The 14,598-nt window shown below is 71.0% G+C and carries 12 protein-coding genes and 2 pseudogenes; 4 read left to right on the top strand and 10 right to left on the bottom strand.

All coding sequences use genetic code 11. The features are described 5' to 3' along the window. Positions 1 to 46 precede the first annotated feature (46 nt). The gene (locus ACIREE_RS40070; protein ID WP_404164136.1) at positions 47 to 955 is read left to right on the top strand and encodes a LysR family transcriptional regulator; all 909 of its coding nucleotides are present in this window, start codon (positions 47 to 49) and stop codon (positions 953 to 955) included. A gap of 17 nt (positions 956 to 972) precedes the next feature. Here ACIREE_RS40070 and ACIREE_RS40065 read toward each other — a convergent pair whose 3' ends face one another. The 5 genes from ACIREE_RS40065 to ACIREE_RS40045 form a co-directional block, all read right to left on the bottom strand. After that, the gene (locus ACIREE_RS40065) at positions 973 to 1,911 is read right to left on the bottom strand and encodes a zinc-binding dehydrogenase (protein ID WP_404164134.1); all 939 of its coding nucleotides are present in this window, start codon (positions 1,909 to 1,911) and stop codon (positions 973 to 975) included. Between the two features lie 55 nt (positions 1,912 to 1,966). Continuing rightward, positions 1,967 to 2,374, bottom strand: a complete 408-nt coding sequence (locus ACIREE_RS40060) for a nuclear transport factor 2 family protein (RefSeq protein WP_404164132.1) — start codon at positions 2,372 to 2,374, stop codon at positions 1,967 to 1,969. Positions 2,375 to 2,435: 61 nt separating this feature from the next. Beyond that, a complete protein-coding gene (locus ACIREE_RS40055; RefSeq protein WP_404164131.1) occupies positions 2,436 to 2,849 on the bottom strand; it encodes a nuclear transport factor 2 family protein in 414 nt (137 codons plus the stop codon). A 156-nt stretch (positions 2,850 to 3,005) separates the two neighbouring features. Then, positions 3,006 to 5,087 (bottom strand): HelD family protein, encoded by a 2,082-nt coding sequence (locus tag ACIREE_RS40050; RefSeq protein ID WP_404164177.1) that lies wholly within the window; start codon positions 5,085 to 5,087, stop codon positions 3,006 to 3,008. Positions 5,088 to 5,127: 40 nt separating this feature from the next. Continuing rightward, entirely contained in the window at positions 5,128 to 6,591 is a 1,464-nt protein-coding gene (locus ACIREE_RS40045) for an MFS transporter (RefSeq protein WP_404164129.1), read from the bottom strand. A 147-nt stretch (positions 6,592 to 6,738) separates the two neighbouring features. Between ACIREE_RS40045 and ACIREE_RS40040 the strand changes: the two genes are divergently transcribed. Then, the gene (locus tag ACIREE_RS40040; protein ID WP_404164128.1) at positions 6,739 to 7,302 is read left to right on the top strand and encodes a TetR/AcrR family transcriptional regulator; all 564 of its coding nucleotides are present in this window, start codon (positions 6,739 to 6,741) and stop codon (positions 7,300 to 7,302) included. Positions 7,303 to 7,402: 100 nt separating this feature from the next. Here ACIREE_RS40040 and abc-f read toward each other — a convergent pair. Both abc-f and ACIREE_RS40030 read right to left on the bottom strand, forming a co-directional pair. Next, positions 7,403 to 9,012, bottom strand: a pseudogene (abc-f, locus tag ACIREE_RS40035) (ribosomal protection-like ABC-F family protein). A 474-nt stretch (positions 9,013 to 9,486) separates the two neighbouring features. Next, a complete protein-coding gene (locus tag ACIREE_RS40030) occupies positions 9,487 to 11,196 on the bottom strand; it encodes an ABC-F family ATP-binding cassette domain-containing protein (RefSeq protein WP_404164126.1) in 1,710 nt (569 codons plus the stop codon). Positions 11,197 to 11,582: 386 nt separating this feature from the next. Here ACIREE_RS40030 and ACIREE_RS40025 point away from each other — a divergent pair, with 386 nt between their 5' ends. Next, positions 11,583 to 11,897: a WhiB family transcriptional regulator gene (locus ACIREE_RS40025; protein WP_404164124.1), complete on the top strand. Its 315-nt coding sequence runs from the start codon at positions 11,583 to 11,585 to the stop codon at positions 11,895 to 11,897. A 33-nt stretch (positions 11,898 to 11,930) separates the two neighbouring features. On the opposite strand, the gene ACIREE_RS40020 is transcribed toward ACIREE_RS40025, so the two are convergent. From ACIREE_RS40020 to ACIREE_RS40010, 3 genes are all read right to left on the bottom strand, one after another. Then, the gene (locus ACIREE_RS40020; RefSeq protein ID WP_404164122.1) at positions 11,931 to 12,758 is read right to left on the bottom strand and encodes a MarR family transcriptional regulator; all 828 of its coding nucleotides are present in this window, start codon (positions 12,756 to 12,758) and stop codon (positions 11,931 to 11,933) included. A 176-nt stretch (positions 12,759 to 12,934) separates the two neighbouring features. Then, the gene (locus tag ACIREE_RS40015) at positions 12,935 to 13,120 is read right to left on the bottom strand and encodes a hypothetical protein (protein ID WP_404164119.1); all 186 of its coding nucleotides are present in this window, start codon (positions 13,118 to 13,120) and stop codon (positions 12,935 to 12,937) included. 65 nt (positions 13,121 to 13,185) lie between these two features. Beyond that, positions 13,186 to 13,917 carry a DUF4232 domain-containing protein gene (locus ACIREE_RS40010; RefSeq protein ID WP_404164116.1) on the bottom strand — a complete coding sequence of 244 codons (732 nt, stop codon included), beginning with the start codon at positions 13,915 to 13,917 and terminating at the stop codon, positions 13,186 to 13,188. 284 nt (positions 13,918 to 14,201) lie between these two features. On the opposite strand from ACIREE_RS40010, the pseudogene ACIREE_RS40005 reads away from it, so the two are divergent. Then, positions 14,202 to 14,598 (top strand): annotated as a pseudogene (locus ACIREE_RS40005) (flagellar motor protein MotB); the annotation flags it as partial.

The following is a 14,598-nucleotide window of genomic DNA, read 5'->3' as shown; positions in this document are numbered from 1 at the left end:
ATAAGCGCAGGTCAGGCCGGTGTGCGGCTGCTGTAGGGTGCCCGCCATGGCAGAACTGCGTCGTCTCCGATACTTCCTTGCCGTCGCCCAGGAACGGAACTTCACCCGGGCCGCCGAGCGTCTGCACATCGCGCAGCCCGCCCTCAGCCGCCAAATACGCCAGCTGGAACAGGAGTTGGGCGTACGTCTCCTGGAACGCACCACGCAGGTCGTGGAGCCCACCGAGGCCGGCCGACTCCTCATGGACCGCGGGGCGGCGCTGTGCGAGGAGGCGGACCGGCTGTGGCGGGACGTACGGGGTTTCGCCGCGGGGGAGAGCGGCACCCTCTCCTTCGGCTACAGCGCGAGCACCGGCTACGAGACCGCGCCCACCCTGCTCGCCGCGCTGACCGAGGCCCATCCGGACATCGGCACCGGCACCCGGCTGCTGCCCACCGCCGAGATCCTGGCGGGCGTCGCCGACGGCACCCTCGACGCCGGGCTGGTCCGCTGCCCGCCGCCGACCCCCCAACTGGTCCGCACCCTGGTGCGGCTGGAACCCCAGGGCGTACTCATGGCGGCGGGCCATCCCCTCGCCGCCGGCGCGCGGGTCGAGGCCGACGCGCTCGCCGACGAGACCGTGCTCGTGCACAGCCGCGGCGACAACCCCGGGCATTACGACGCCATCACCGGCATCTTCGACCGCGCCGGGATCTCCCCACGGCTGCGCGAGCGGCAACTGTCCTTCGACGCCGCCCACATGCCCGTCGCGCAGGGCGCGGCCGTCTCCGTCGTCGGCGAGTCCGCCCTGCCCGGTCTGCCCGCCGGGCTGGTGTGGCGGCCGCTCACGCCTGCGGCGGCCATCGAGATCCACCTGCTCACCCGCGGCGGCACCGGCCGGCCCGCCACCGCCCGGCTGCTGCAGGTCGCCTCGCGCACCGCCCGCACCCACGGCTGGCTCCGCTCACCGTCCTGACCTGGTGCTACCGGTGTTCAGCCGATGGTGAGGACCGCGTTGCCGCGGATCCGGCGTGCGCGCAGGTCGGTGATGACGTCGGCGGTGTGGGTCCAGTCGCGCACGGTGCCGATCTCGGGGTGGAGGCGGCCGCCGGCGACGAGGCGGACCAGGGCGGCCAGGTCCTGGCCGTACGTGGCATCCGAGGTCGTGTAGTCGAAGTGCGCGATACGGGCCTGGTTCGGGCCCGCGAAGAAGCTGAAGAAGTCCAGGGTGACGGGGGTGCGGCTGGCCTGCCCGAACCAGACCAGCAGGCCGGCGGGGGCCAGCTCGGCCAGGGCGGCGGGCAGGCTGTCGCCGCCGACCGACTCCAGCACCACGTCGTACGGGCCCGTCGCCTCCGTCACCGAGGTGATCAGCTCGGCTGCGCCCAACTGCAGGAGTTTCGCGCCGCGTTCGGCAGTGGCGCTGACCGCGGTGAGCCGCGCGCCCGAGGCGGCGGCCAGTTCGGTGACGTAGTGGCCGACGCCGCCGCTGGCGCCTGTGAGCAGCACCCTGCGGCCGGCGAGCGGTCCGGCGGCCCGCAGCAGCCGTAGCGCCGTGATCCCGGCCAGCGGGAGGGCGGCGGCGGTGACGGCGTCGACGCTGTCGGGCAGTTCGGCCAGGCTGTGGGTGGGGACGGCGACCCGTTCGGCCCAGCCGTAGGCGGGCGGGTGGGCGACCACCCGGGCCCCCTGGACCGGCCCGGAGCCGTCCGCCGCGGGCCGGACCACGGTGCCGGCGACATCCTTGCCGGGGTGCCAGCCGGCCCAGCGCCGGTCGAGACCGCCGTCGAGCTGGAAGGTCTCGCCGCGGTTGACCGAGTATGCCTCGACCGCGACCACGGCCTCGTCGTCGGCGGGTTCGGGCTCGGCGGCCTCGCCGAGGATGACGGACTTGTCGGTGTCGGCGGCGGAGCCGGGGAGTATCGCCTTCATGGTCTGCATTCCTTTACGCCGAGGGGGTGGTGGGGCGGGTGGAGACGGGAGGGCCTCAGGCGACCAGGGCGCGCTCCCAGTGCTGGGTGTCGGCGTATTCGCGCATGGTGGTGATCCTGCCGTCGCGGACGGTGAAGACGCCGATGTTGTTCTCCCGGTACGGGCGGCCGGTCCTGCCGGTGGCCCAGGAGTCCCACTCGACGAGCACCTGCTCACCGGCGCCGAAGAAGTTGGTGACCTTGATGCCGATCTCCTTCGTCGGGTCGAGGTGGGCGAAGGCGGTGGCCAGGAACCCGTCGATCACCTGGTCGCGGCCCTGCCAGGTGCCCGAGATCGGCAGATCGCCGCCGTACCAACAACTGCCGTCCTGCGCCCATGAGTTGCGGATGGTGTCCTGCTCGTCGGCGGCCAGCGCCTCGAAGTAGCGCAGCACCACGGCGGTGGGGTCGGTGTGGGCGGTCATGAGTCTCTCCTCGGGCGGTCGGGCGGGGTGGCGTGCGGGGTGTCCGGGGCGTGCGGCCAGGTCAGGCGAAGACGACCGTCTTGGCGTGCAGGGTGTCGAAGTACTCGCGTACGGCCGCGATCCTGCCGTCGCGGATGGTGAAGATCGCGAGGCAGTGCTGGTCATAGCGGCCGCCGGCCTTGGCCTGCGCCCGGGTGTTCCACTCGGCCAGCACCCGCTCGCCGTCAGCGATCAGCCCGTCGAAGGTGAACTCCATCGTCTCCGGCACCAGGCGGGCCACCATCGCCGGCACGAACTCCTCCAGGATCGCCGTGGGCCCCGTCCAGGTACCCGACAGCGGCAGATCGCCGGCGAGCGTCCAGGTCGACTCCTCGGTGAAGAAGGCCCGCAGCGCCTCGATGTCACCGGTCATCAGCGTGTCCATGTACGCCTGGACAACTGCCCTGCTGCGCGCGGTAAGTTCCTGCTCGTTCATAGCGTGGAGACCCTTCCGATCCGGTGCTCTTCCGATGTGCTGAACGCTACGGAGAGACCACCGGGGAAGGGAAAGACCTGTTCCCGCACAGCCCATAACAAGACGGCATAAGTGCAGGCCAGAGTGGGGGAGGCTGCAAGTCTCCCAGGGCAGTCGTCAGGCGGGCCGGACGGTGATCGTGCAGAGGCGCTTGGTGGCCCGGGTCAGGGCCACGTACAAGTCCCTTTCTCCACCGGGGCGGGCCGTGATGATCTCCTCGGGGTTCATGACGACGACCCCGTCGAATTCGAGGCCGCGTGCTTCGGAGGCCGGCACGATACGGGCGTGGTGAGCGACGCCCCGGGCCGTCAGCTCGCTCACCCTGGCGTCCGCGCAGATCACTGCCAGGAGTTCGCCCGGGTGCGCGGTGCTCTGGGCGCGGAGTTCCTGAACGCCGGCGGTGATCAACCCGTCCGCGGGTGTGGTCACGGTGCGAGGGCTCTCGCCGCTGCGCAGTGAGCGTGTGGGTTTTTGGTCCGGAGCGATCCGCGTGAGCAGGTCCCGGACGCTCTCCAGGATCTCCTGCGTGGTGCGGTAGCTGACGGTCAGGTCGTGCAGTTTGAACCGCGGCCCGACGTGGGGGCTCAGCGCTTCCTTCCAGTCGCGGGCTGTCGCGACCGGGCCTGCCTGGGCGAAGTCACCCACCAGCGTCATCGCCCGTGCCGGGCAGCGGCGGACGATCATCCGCCACTGCATGGCGGTCAGTTCCTGCGCCTCGTCGACGACGACGTGCCCGTACGTCCGCGCGGGGGGTCCTTCGACCAGGTTCGCCGCCTCGTCCAGCAACGGCCCATCGGCGTCGGTCCACGGATCGTCGGGACCGCGCAGCAGCAGCGACCGCTCCTGCGCGGTCAGGCGGGGCAGGTGCTCGGCGAGAGCGGCGGCGTTCGTCAGGAGCGCATTCACCAGGTCGCCGGGTACCAGTCGCGGCCACAACACCTCGACCGCCCGGTCGACGCCGGCGTCGTCGAGGAGGTCGGCCCGGATGGCGTCCAGGTCCAGCTCGTGGGCGGGACCCGCGTCGGCCGCACCTTCGGCACGGCGCTGGGCGACTCCCGTGAACCGGTCGAGGTTCAGGCCCGTCATCCTTTCGGTATCGGCGTCGATCTGCTCCAGGATGTCGCCCATGTCCCGTTGCATCGCGTCGGTGATGGCATCGGCCAAGAGCTCCCTGAATACCTGGCGCGCGGGGTTGTGTCCCGGTACGGCTGCCACGGCGGCGTCGCGTGCCGTGGCGACCTCCTCGTCGGACAGGTGCACCAGTTCCTGCCCGACCCGCACGGTGAAGTCACCGGCGGGGGCCTGGTGGACGCGGAGCAGGCCGGCCAAGGCGTCGGCGAGGTCCGAACTGCCCTTGAGACGCGCCGTGTCGAACGGGTCCGCCGTGCTCACCATGTCCGTGGAGAATCCGGCCAGTTCGCGGCAGGTCGCCAGATCGACGTCGTTCTCGCCGAGCGAGGGAAGGACCTGGGAGATGTAGTCGAGGAACCGGGCGTTCGGGCCCACCACCAGGACACCCTCCTCCGCGGCGCGCGGGAACGCGTACAGGACGTAGGCCGCCCGGTGCAGGGCGACCACCGTCTTGCCGGTGCCGGGCCCGCCCTGCACCACGGTCACCCCGCGGTGGGCGGAGCGGACGATCTCGTCCTGCTCGGCCTGCAGCGTCGCGACGGCCGCGTGCATCCTGCCCGTACGCCGTGCCGACAGAGCCTCGGTCAACGGGCCGTCCCCCACGACGTCCTCGTCGGTCGGCGCGGTCCCGTCCAGCAGTTCGTCGCTCACCGAGACGACCGTGCGCTCCTCGAGGCGCAGGTGCCGGCGCCGCCGCAGGCCCATCGGGTGGACCGGCGTCGCCTCGTAGAAGGGCCGCGCCGCGTTCGCGCGCCAGTCCACGAGCAGCGGCAGGTCGTCCTCCTCCGTGTGCAGCCCGATCCGCCCGATGCGCAGGGCCGTGCCGTCCGTCCAGTCGATGCGCCCGAAGACCAGCCCCTTTTCGGCGCCCTCCAACCGGCTGATCTCCCTGGTGAGGCGTTCGGTGGCGATTTCTCTCTCGTAGGCCTCCCCGGCGCCGTCCGCCGGCGCCTTCAGCACACTCGCTCGCTGTACTCGCGCTGCGGAAAGCCGCTCGGTCAGCAACTCGTACAGGGAGGAGACATGGTCCCGTTCCGATTCGACCGCACGCACAGCGGGATCCTTCATTTTGGACAACAAGGGGCTCCTTCGATTCGAGCGCCGTGATTCAGGCGCCGTGATCGCTCGCGGGGCGTCCTGCCGGGGGAGGGGTGGAGCGCCGCGGCGGTGCGGCGCCTTCCGCGGGCTCGGACTTCGCCAGCCACAGGCCGGTGCACACGGCGGTGGCCAAGGTGACGGCGCCGGCAGCGAGGAAGGCGCTGTCGAGGCCGCTCTCGAAGGAGGCGCCGCCGGATTCCCGGCTGCGGACGACGGCTCCGAGCAGCGCCACGCCGAGCACCGCGCCGATCTGCCGGGTGGTGCCGCTGATGCCTGAGGCGAGGCCGCCCTCCTGCGCGCTGACCGCTTGGATGGCGGCTCCCGTCAGCGGGGACAGGGTCAGGGCGAAGCCGATGCCGATGACTCCGAGGCGCCACCACACGTTCGCGTAGCCGGTGTCGGCGTGCACCATGCCGAGCGCGAGGAGCCCCAGGCCGGCCAGGGCCAGGCCGACGCTCACCACGATGCGGAAGCCGTACCGGGCGGCGAGCCGGCCCGCGTACGGGCTGACGATCACCATGCCGAGGGAGACCGGCAGGGTCTGCAGGCCGGCGCGCAGGATCGAGCTGCCCTGGACGTACACGAAGAACTGGGAGAAGAAGAAGAACGAACCCATCAGCGCGAACCCCACCACGACCATGGCGGTGTTGGACACGGTGAACAGGCGCTGCCGGAACAGCCGCAGCGGCAGCATCGGAGCGGTACGACGCGCTTCGACGGCGATGAAGGCGGCGAGGAGGATCACCGCGGCGGCGAAGGCGGCCAGGATCACCGGCGACGTCCAGCCGCGGGCACCACCCTCGATCAGTCCGTACGTCAGCGCCCCCACCGCCGACACGGACAGCACCGTCCCGGGGACATCGATCGCGGGTGCACTCGGATTACGGGTCTCTTCGAGGCTGCGCAGACCGACCAGCAGAAGGACCACGCCGATGGGCAGATTGACCAGGAAGATGGCGGGCCAGCCGAAGGCATCCGTCAGCACGCCGCCGGCCACGGGGCCCGCGGCCAGACCGATTCCGCTGAGTCCGGCCCACAGCCCGATCGCCTTGACGCGTTCCTGCGGCACGGGGTAGGCGGCGGCGAGCAGGGCGAGCGAGGCAGGGCTCAGCGCCGCGGCTCCGATGCCCTGCAGCACCCGGCCGCCGATCAGCCAGCCGACCGAGGGCGCGAGGCTGCACAGCACCGACGCGACGGTGAACACCGCCACGCCGGTCAGGTACACCCGCTTGCGGCCGAACCGGTCGGCGAAGACACCGCCGGACAGCAGCAGCATGGCGACCAGCAGTACGTACGCGTCGACGATCCATTGCAGACCGGTCAGCTGGGTGTGCAGCCGGTGCTGCATGTCGGGCAGCGCCGCTCCGACGATCGTGTTGTCGAGCAGGACCATGAACTGGCCCAGGCAGGTCACCGCGAGCAGCACGGCCCGGTTCGGCCGACTGTCCGGGTCCGCCGCAGGCGATGCAGCCATGAGGGTTCCTCTCAATGGGTGTTCGCGCCCTTTCCCTGGCCTACGTGGTCAGCCGCTGGACGTTCTAAAGCAGTCAGCGGCTGCGTTAGGCGACTATAAGGAGGGTAGCCTCGTAAACGCAAGTAACAACTGCGTTAAGGTGGAAGCATGAACGAGCGACAGCCAGTCCGGCGGCCCGGCGGGCGCAGCGCCCGCGTCGGCGCGGAGGTGCACCAGGCCGTCACCGACCTGATCAATGAGCGCGGATACGGCAACTTCACCGTCGGCGAGGTCGCGGCCCGCGCGGGCGTGGCCGACAGCAGCATCTACCGCCGGTGGGGCAACCTGGAGACCCTGCTCACCGACGTGGCGCTCACCCGCCTCAACGCGAAGTCGCCGATGCCCGACACCGGGAGCCTCTCCGGCGACCTGCACACGTACGCGGCCACCGTGGCCCGCGAGATCACCGGACCCGACGGTCTGGCGGTGGTGCGCCTGGCCGTCGCCCTGGCGAGCAACGGTCAACAGGGCGTGCAGCCGCGTGACGACCTCCTCGCCGAACGCAGCCGGCAACTGCAGTCCATGCTCGATCGCGCCCGCGAACGAGGCGAACCCGCACCCGACGCATTCGAGGTGCTGGACCACGTCATGGCCCCGATGTACATCCGCGTCCTGTTCGGCATGGGGCTCACCCCGGAGTACGTCGCCGGTCTTGTCGACCGAATGCTGTGAGCGTCGGAGCGTGGCACCGACAACGCCGATGCCCCTCGGGCGAGTTGAGGTGATCGCTCCGTCGTACCGTCCCACGGGGCGGTACGACGGAACAGCCGCGTCAGCCGCGGACGGAGCCGTTCTCCAGGCGCACCGTGCGCCCGGTGAACCGCCGCTCGAGCATGCGGTCGTGGGAGACGACGACCAGTGCCCCCCGGTAGTGCGTGAGGGCCTCTTCGAGCTCCTCCACCAGCGCCGGTGACAGATGGTTCGTCGGCTCGTCGAGCACCAGCAGATCTACGGGATCATGCAGCAGCCGGGCCAGGGCGAGGCGCCGGCGCTGACCGACGGAGAGCCCGGCCACCGAGGTCGCCAGATCCGACGGCTTGAACAGCCCCAGGCCGAACAGCGCCCCGCGGTGCGCCTCGACATCGCCGGGCAGGCCCGCGCGGAACGCGTCCAGGAGGCTGATCCCGGGATCGGTGACCCGGGTCTCCTGCGGCAGCCAGCCGGTGCGCGCCGGACGCGTGCCCGAGCCCCGGTCCGGCTCCAGATCACCGACCAGCACCCGCAACAGGGTCGACTTGCCCGCCCCGTTGGGGCCGGTGACCAGAACGCGCTCGCCCGGACCCACCTCGAAGTCCCGTACGTGGAGCCGCTGTCCGACCTCGACCTGGTGCAGCTGGCGACCGCCGAGGTACCCGTGATGTCACCACCCTGGATGCGGGGCGCGAAGCGCATCGGCTGCGGCGGGCGGGGGACCGGATTCTCCTCGAGACGACGCTGCCGTTCCTTGGCGTTGCGCACGCGGGCGGAGATCTGCTTCTCCACGCTGCGCTGGTGCCGGCCGTTGGTCCGGTCCGCGTTGGCCCGGGGTCCGGCGGCCGCGTGACTCGCCGCGGCGCGCGTCAGTTCGCGCTGGCGGGCCAAATCGTCCTTCCACTCCTGGTGCTCCTGCTCCCACCGCAGCCGCAGGGCCGCCTTGGCCTTCAGGTAGCCGGGGTAGCCGCCGCCGTGCCGGTGGACCGCCTGCCGCTCCGCGTCCACGTCCCACAGCGCCGTGGCCACCCGCTCCAGGAAGACCCGGTCGTGGGAGATGACAAGGATGCTGCCGCGGTGGGATCGCAGATGCTCCTCCAGCCATTCCAGGGCGGCCCGGTCCAGGTGGTTGGTGGGCTCGTCCAGCAGCATCAGCTGCGGTGCGGCGGCGAGCACGCAGGCCAGGCCGAGGCGGGCCTGCTCACCACCGGACAGACTGGCCAGGCGCCGGCCCGGGTCCACGGACGCCAGGCCCAGACCGTGCAGGGCGGCCTGCACCCGGGCGTCGGCCGCGTAGCCGTCCCGGGCCTCGAACGCCTCGGTGAGATCGCCGTACTCGGTGAGCAGGGCCGCCAGCTCACCGTCTGCCGCCTCGGCCATGGCCGCCTCGCAGCGGCGCAACTCGCGCTCCAGTGTGCGTAGTTCGGCCAGGGCGTGGTCGATGGCGTCCAGCACCGTGTCGTCCGGTGCCGGCTCGGGGAGCTGCGGGAGGTAACCGGTGCCGCCCGGTGCGCGCACCAGGACCCGGCCCTCGTCGGGCTTGTCCACTCCCGCGATCAGGCGCAGCAGGGTGGTCTTGCCCGAGCCGTTCTCCCCGATGACGCCGATGCGCTCGCCGAGCGCCACCGACAGGTGCACTCCGTCCAGCAGGCGGCGGGTGCCGCGCGCGTGCTGGATGTCGTCCAGGACCACCTGGAAACCGCCCGACGACGACGCGGTCGCCTCCGGCGGGAGAGGGCTGTTCGTAGCAGAGACGCTGCTGGTGGACGAGTTCGTAGATGAGTTCGTAGATGAGTTCGTTGATGAGTTCGCGAAAGAGGAGTCATGCATGGATTCGCACGCCGTTCACTGTCGTAGGTCCGAAGAAGTCGACCGAGGCGGGAGCACTGCTCGAACGGGCGCCGAAGACAGGCATGACCGCATGGCGCAGGACAGAAGGCTGTCGTGAAGGCCGATGCGGAACGTGAAAGGCGGTAAAAGGCCGCTCGAAGAGCGGCGCTCGCCGTGCCCGTGACGCGCGGAGCAGAAGTGCCCGCGGGGCGGCGTCAGATGTAGTAGTAGGCCGCGGCGGCGAAAGTGAGAATCACACAGAAGATCGTAGCAGGGTCTCTCTGAGCAGGTGGGGAGATGTGGGGCAGGGATTCGGGTGTCAGACACCGTCAGGGGTCAGACCGGCCGGACGAGCCGTCCGTCGGACAGCTCCAGGAGCCGGTCGCGGTGACGCTCGCGCAGGGCCCGGTCGTGGGTGACCGTCACGACCGGGCCCGTGAAGGCCTCCACCGCCTGGAGCAACTGCTCGACCAGCACCAGGCTGAGGTGGTTGGTGGGCTCGTCGAGCAGCAGCAGGTGCGGCCGCTCGGCGAAGAGCAGCGCGAGGTCGAGGCGCCGCCACTGGCCGATGGAGAGCCGGTTCGCCGGAGTGTCGAAGTCCTGGGGGCCGAACAGGCCGAACCGGGTCAACTCGGCCGCGGCGTCCTCCACATGGACCGCGCGCCGCGCGGCGAACGCGTCGAGGAGAGCGCGCCGCTCCGACCCGAAGTCGCTGTCCTGCGGCAGGTACCCGATGCGCAGCCCCGGCGCCCGCTCCACCTTCCCGGCGTCCGGGGCCCGCTCGCCCACCAGCACCGACAGCAGCGTCGACTTGCCCGCTCCGTTCGGACCGCTGATCACATACCGGCTGCCCGCGGCCAGCTCCAGGTCGGCGTCCCGCAGTACTTGGCCGACACCCAGGCCGGTGGCCCGCAGCAGCATGCCGTCGGCCGGCTCCGGGATCTCTCCTGTCGCCTCCGCGTCCTGCGGGGGAGCGAAGCCGAGGGTTTCCGGCGGCCGCGGCACCGCCTCGTCGAGCAGCCGTCGCAGATGCATCTGTGCGGCGCGGCCCGTACGGGCGACGGCCCGTTCGGCGCCGCTGCCCGCTGCGTCGTAGGACAGTTTGTCGTTGTCGGCCCTGCCGCTGTAGACGCGCCCGCTCGTGGCGGCCCGCTGCACCCGCCGCCGGGCCTCGGCCAGTTCCTTGCTCCACTCGCGGTACCGCTGCCACCAGCGTTCCTGCGCCGCGGCGCGTTCCGCGAGGTAGTCGCGGTAGCCGCCGCCGTAGCGGACGGTGGAGCCGCGGGGCCCGTCCAGGTCGACGATGGCGGTGACGGCCGTGTCGAGCAGGGCCCGGTCGTGCGAGGCGATCAGGCACGGACCCTGGTACGCGGCGAGCCACCGGACGAGCCAGTCCACCGCCCGGTCGTCGAGGTGGTTGGTGGGCTCGTCGAGCAGCAGCCCGGCCGGTTCCTCGAGCACCAGCGCGGCCAGGGCGAGACGGGCCCGCTCACCCCCGGACAGGGTCCGCACGGAGCGGGCCCGGTCGAACCCGGCCAGGCCGAAGACGTCCAGCACTTCCCCGACACGGGCGCCGAGTTCCCAGCCGCCGCGCCGCTCGAACTCCTCCTGGAGACGGCCGTACTCCGCGAGGACCGCGTCGAGGTCACCCTCGTCGGACGACATCCGCTCCTCCGCGGCACGCATCCGCGCGGACAGCTCCTCGAACTCCGCGGTCGCCTGGGACAGCACGTCCTCGATGGTGAAACCGGCCTGGAGGTCCGGCTGTTGGGGCAGGAACCCTACCCGGCCCGTCACCGCGCGCACCACCTGGCCGCGCTGCGGCGTGAGCTCACCGGAGAAGGCGCGCAGCAGAGTGGACTTGCCCCGGCCGTTCTCTCCGATCAGGCCCACGCGCTCGCCGTGGGAGACCTTGAGCGAGACGTCGTGCAGTACCACGCGGTCGCCCAGCACACAGTGCACGTTCTCGGCGAGCAGGTGCGCCGAGCGGTGGTCGGCGGACAGGATGTCCTGCCCGCCGGGAAGATGTGAGGACGCGTCACTCATCGTCGTGGACCTCGTGGGAGTCGAGAGCGGAGTTGAGAGCCCTCTCCAACTGCTCGACGCGGTCGGGGTGCCTGATCGGAGTACACCATCCGCGTTTCACCGTATCAGAACGGGAAATGTCGCCAGTTGTATCGGGCAGCGGATCAACTGGGCCCAGAATTACCGATGTTCACACTCTTGCGAAGCGGTCCGGCCCCTGGCCGGCGCGGCACTCATCGGCGTACTGCCCCGTCGCGCCGGGCCGCGAACCGCTCGGACCCGGTGCCGCTCAGGCACCCGTAACTCACTGTCCAATCACAGGTGATGGGCTGCCCGACCCCGGGTATGTGGCGTAGTGTCACCCGCCGACTGCATCGAGCGACCAGAGATGATCAAGGGGCGGGACTGTGGCTGACAGCCGGGACACCTGGTGGGAACGAGCGGCGTGCCGCACGACGGACCCCGAGGACCTGTTCGTCGAGGGCGCCGCACAGGCTGGCGCCAAGCGGATCTGCTCCGCCTGCGTGGTCAGGACCGAGTGCCTGTCCCACGCGTTGGACCAGCGCATCGAGCACGGCGTGTGGGGCGGCCTGACCGAACGGGAACGCCGCGCACTGCTGCGTAGGCGCCCGACCGTCACTTCATGGCGTCGGCTCCTGGAGACGGCGCGGGCCGAACACGGCCAACGGGCCGCACAGGGGCAGGATGCCGCGGCTTCCTGAACGGCCGGGCGCGGTGGAGCCCACGGCTCGCCGTCACTGCGACCCGGCGGCCACCAGAGTCGCGGTGACGGGTTCGAGCCCGGCGACCAGCTCATCGAGCTCGGCAGGCGACAGGGTGTCGTACGGCGGGGCGGCGAGCTCGTCGGTGAGGGCTTCGATGCGCTGCTTGGTCTCACGGCCGGCGTCGGTGAACCGGCCGTCCGTGTCGACGAGCCCGCGCTCGCGCAGGCCGTCCATGACCGCGGCCAGCCGTTCCTTCGGCAGGTGATGGATGCGCCCGAACGACTCCGGCGGGTGGATGCCGCGCGCCAGCGCATCGAGCACGTGGGCCTCCGTGCCGCCGATGCTCGCGCCGACGAGAGCGGCGATGTGCCCGTCACCGCGGTGCTCGCGCAGCATGGTCGCGGAATGCCACAGCCGGGCGACCGGATCGCTCGGCACCGCGAGAGTGCGCATCCCGGCGTACATCACCCGGCCTTCTGTGGGCGCGTTCGTCGCGGCTTTCGTGGTCAGGTCGGCGGCGCGCGACAAGCCCGGGGAGTCGGACAGCTCGTCGCCGAGGATCCGCCGCAGGGAGGCCGTGCTGCCCCGCTCCCGCGCGGCGACGGACGCCTCGGGCGGGATCGTCTCCCACGCGCTCGGGATGTGCCGTGCGGCCTCTCCGTCGGCGAAGTTGTAGAACGCCGCGTGCACGACCTGCGCCGGCACCCGCCCGAGCGGCGCGGCGCGGCCGGCGAAGTAGCCGTCCCAGTAGGTGCGGTGGCCGAGCGCGGCCAGCTCCTCGTTGCACTCGTCTGCGAGGTAAGTGACCAGGCAGATCGGCTCAAGGAGCTCGAACATGCGGCGGGCGGTGTGAGCCATGGCCTACATCCTGCCTGCGATCACGCCCCCTTGGGGCCCTCCGAAGAGAGCACGTCCAGAAGAGAGCACGTCCAGAAGAGACACGTCCAGAAGAGACACGTCCAGAAGAGACACGTCGAGAGGAGACACGTCTATTCGATGGTCATGGTGAAGAACCTGACCGTGAGTGTCTCGGGTCACGGCGTGGAGGAGTAGTCGATGCGTTCCACGAACGCGCCCTTGAGGTGGTACTGCTTAACGACGTTGTCCTGGTAGTCGAGCAGTTCGAGGGTGATGTCCTTGAGGCGCCCCTCGCTTCCCGTGGTCGCGGCGTTGCATTGGTCGACCGCGGCGCTGTGGGTCTGACCCCGTACCAGGGTCACTTTTTTCCCCTCGTGAGCCATCGACCATTGACGTACTTGGTGACGTACGGGGTGATCTGCCGGACCTACGAGGCTCCGCCCTGACCGGCGCTGCCGATCGGGCCGACGTCGACCGGGGAGCCGGCGCCGTCGGTGACGGGCAGCGTGGCGGCGCCCGGCCACTCCAGGGAGAACGACTTGGTCTCGCCGGGCGGGGTCACGACCAGACCCGTGATGCTGACACCGGAACCGCCCGAGTCGTTCATCGGGTAGCTGATGTTGAAGAACACCGACTTGCCGTCCTTCAGGATCATCCGCTCGGCCGGCTGACCGGCGCGCTTGGCGGACAGCGGGCCCTCACGGGTCGTCAGGTCGACGCCCGCGAACCCGGACAGTGCGCAGTCCCGGCCACCGCCGTTCTTCATCTCCACCGCGACGGAGCCGTCGGTGTCACCGTCGATGGTGGTGTCCGACGCCGAGATGGTGAGGTCGTCGGTGCGGCACTTGGCGACCGCGCTGCTCCGGCCCGAGCCGCTCCCGGCGGCCGTGCCCTGTCCGCCCGAACTCTTGCCCGCCGAGTCCTTCCCCCCGCCCTGCTCCGAACCCGAACCGTTGGAGCCCGAACTGCCTGCCTCCGAACCGCCGTTACCGGAACCGCTGCTCGACGAAGACGCGCTGGACGCGGGGGAGGGGTCGCCCCCCGTGAGGTCATCGCCGTTGCAGGCCGTGAGGGAGAAGCCCGCGGCCACGGTCAGGGCCGCGGCGGCAAAGCGCAGGGTACGGCGGCGGTTTCCACGGACGGTGGTGTTGGAGCGCATGGCAGGTCCCCCGGTAGGTGGTCGGTGTCGTCCCCTCCTCGGGAACAACACCGACTCTGGCCGGGGCCGCTAATGCCCAATTGCCGTCCCGCTAGCGTCTGCTTGCCGGAGATCAGCCGCGTTCCAGACGTACCGATGTGCTGCGCACCGATGCCGAGCAGTTGCACGTTAGTGAGGCGTTAGCGGTCGGCGACCAGACGTTAGCGGCGCCGTGCAGAGTCGTTGTCGTACCGAAGAAACACCGACACCGACCGCCTCTACCGACCGCCTACGGGGGACCCGAAATGCGCTCCGACACCACCACTCGTTCCGCCCGCCGCCGCAGCCTGCGGATCGCCGCCGCGACCCTGACGGCGGTCGCGGGGCTGACGCTGACGGCCTGCTCCGGCTCGGACACCGACGCGGCGAGCGCTGCGAAGTCCGGGTCCCGCGCGGACATCGGTATGGCCGCCGACCAGGTCAAGGACACCGGGTCCGGGTCCGATGCGCAGGCAGACGGTGCCGGGAGCGGCAAGGAGGGCACCAGCGGCTCGGCGGGCAAGCAGGCGGCCGGTAAGCAGGCGCCCAGCCCGCAGACCGCCGGCAAGACCACGACCGACACCAAGACCAAGGCGAGCATCGGTCGGTGCCACACCGCCAACCTCAACGCGTCGTTCAACACGGGCGGCGACGCGGTTCCGG

Origin of the sequence: Streptomyces sp. NPDC102467 (assembly GCF_044765445.1) — a bacterium.
In the GTDB taxonomy this organism is placed as follows: domain Bacteria; phylum Actinomycetota; class Actinomycetes; order Streptomycetales; family Streptomycetaceae; genus Streptomyces.
The sequence above is the reverse complement of the archived record's forward strand: the minus strand, read 5'-3'. Positions and strand labels throughout refer to the sequence as shown.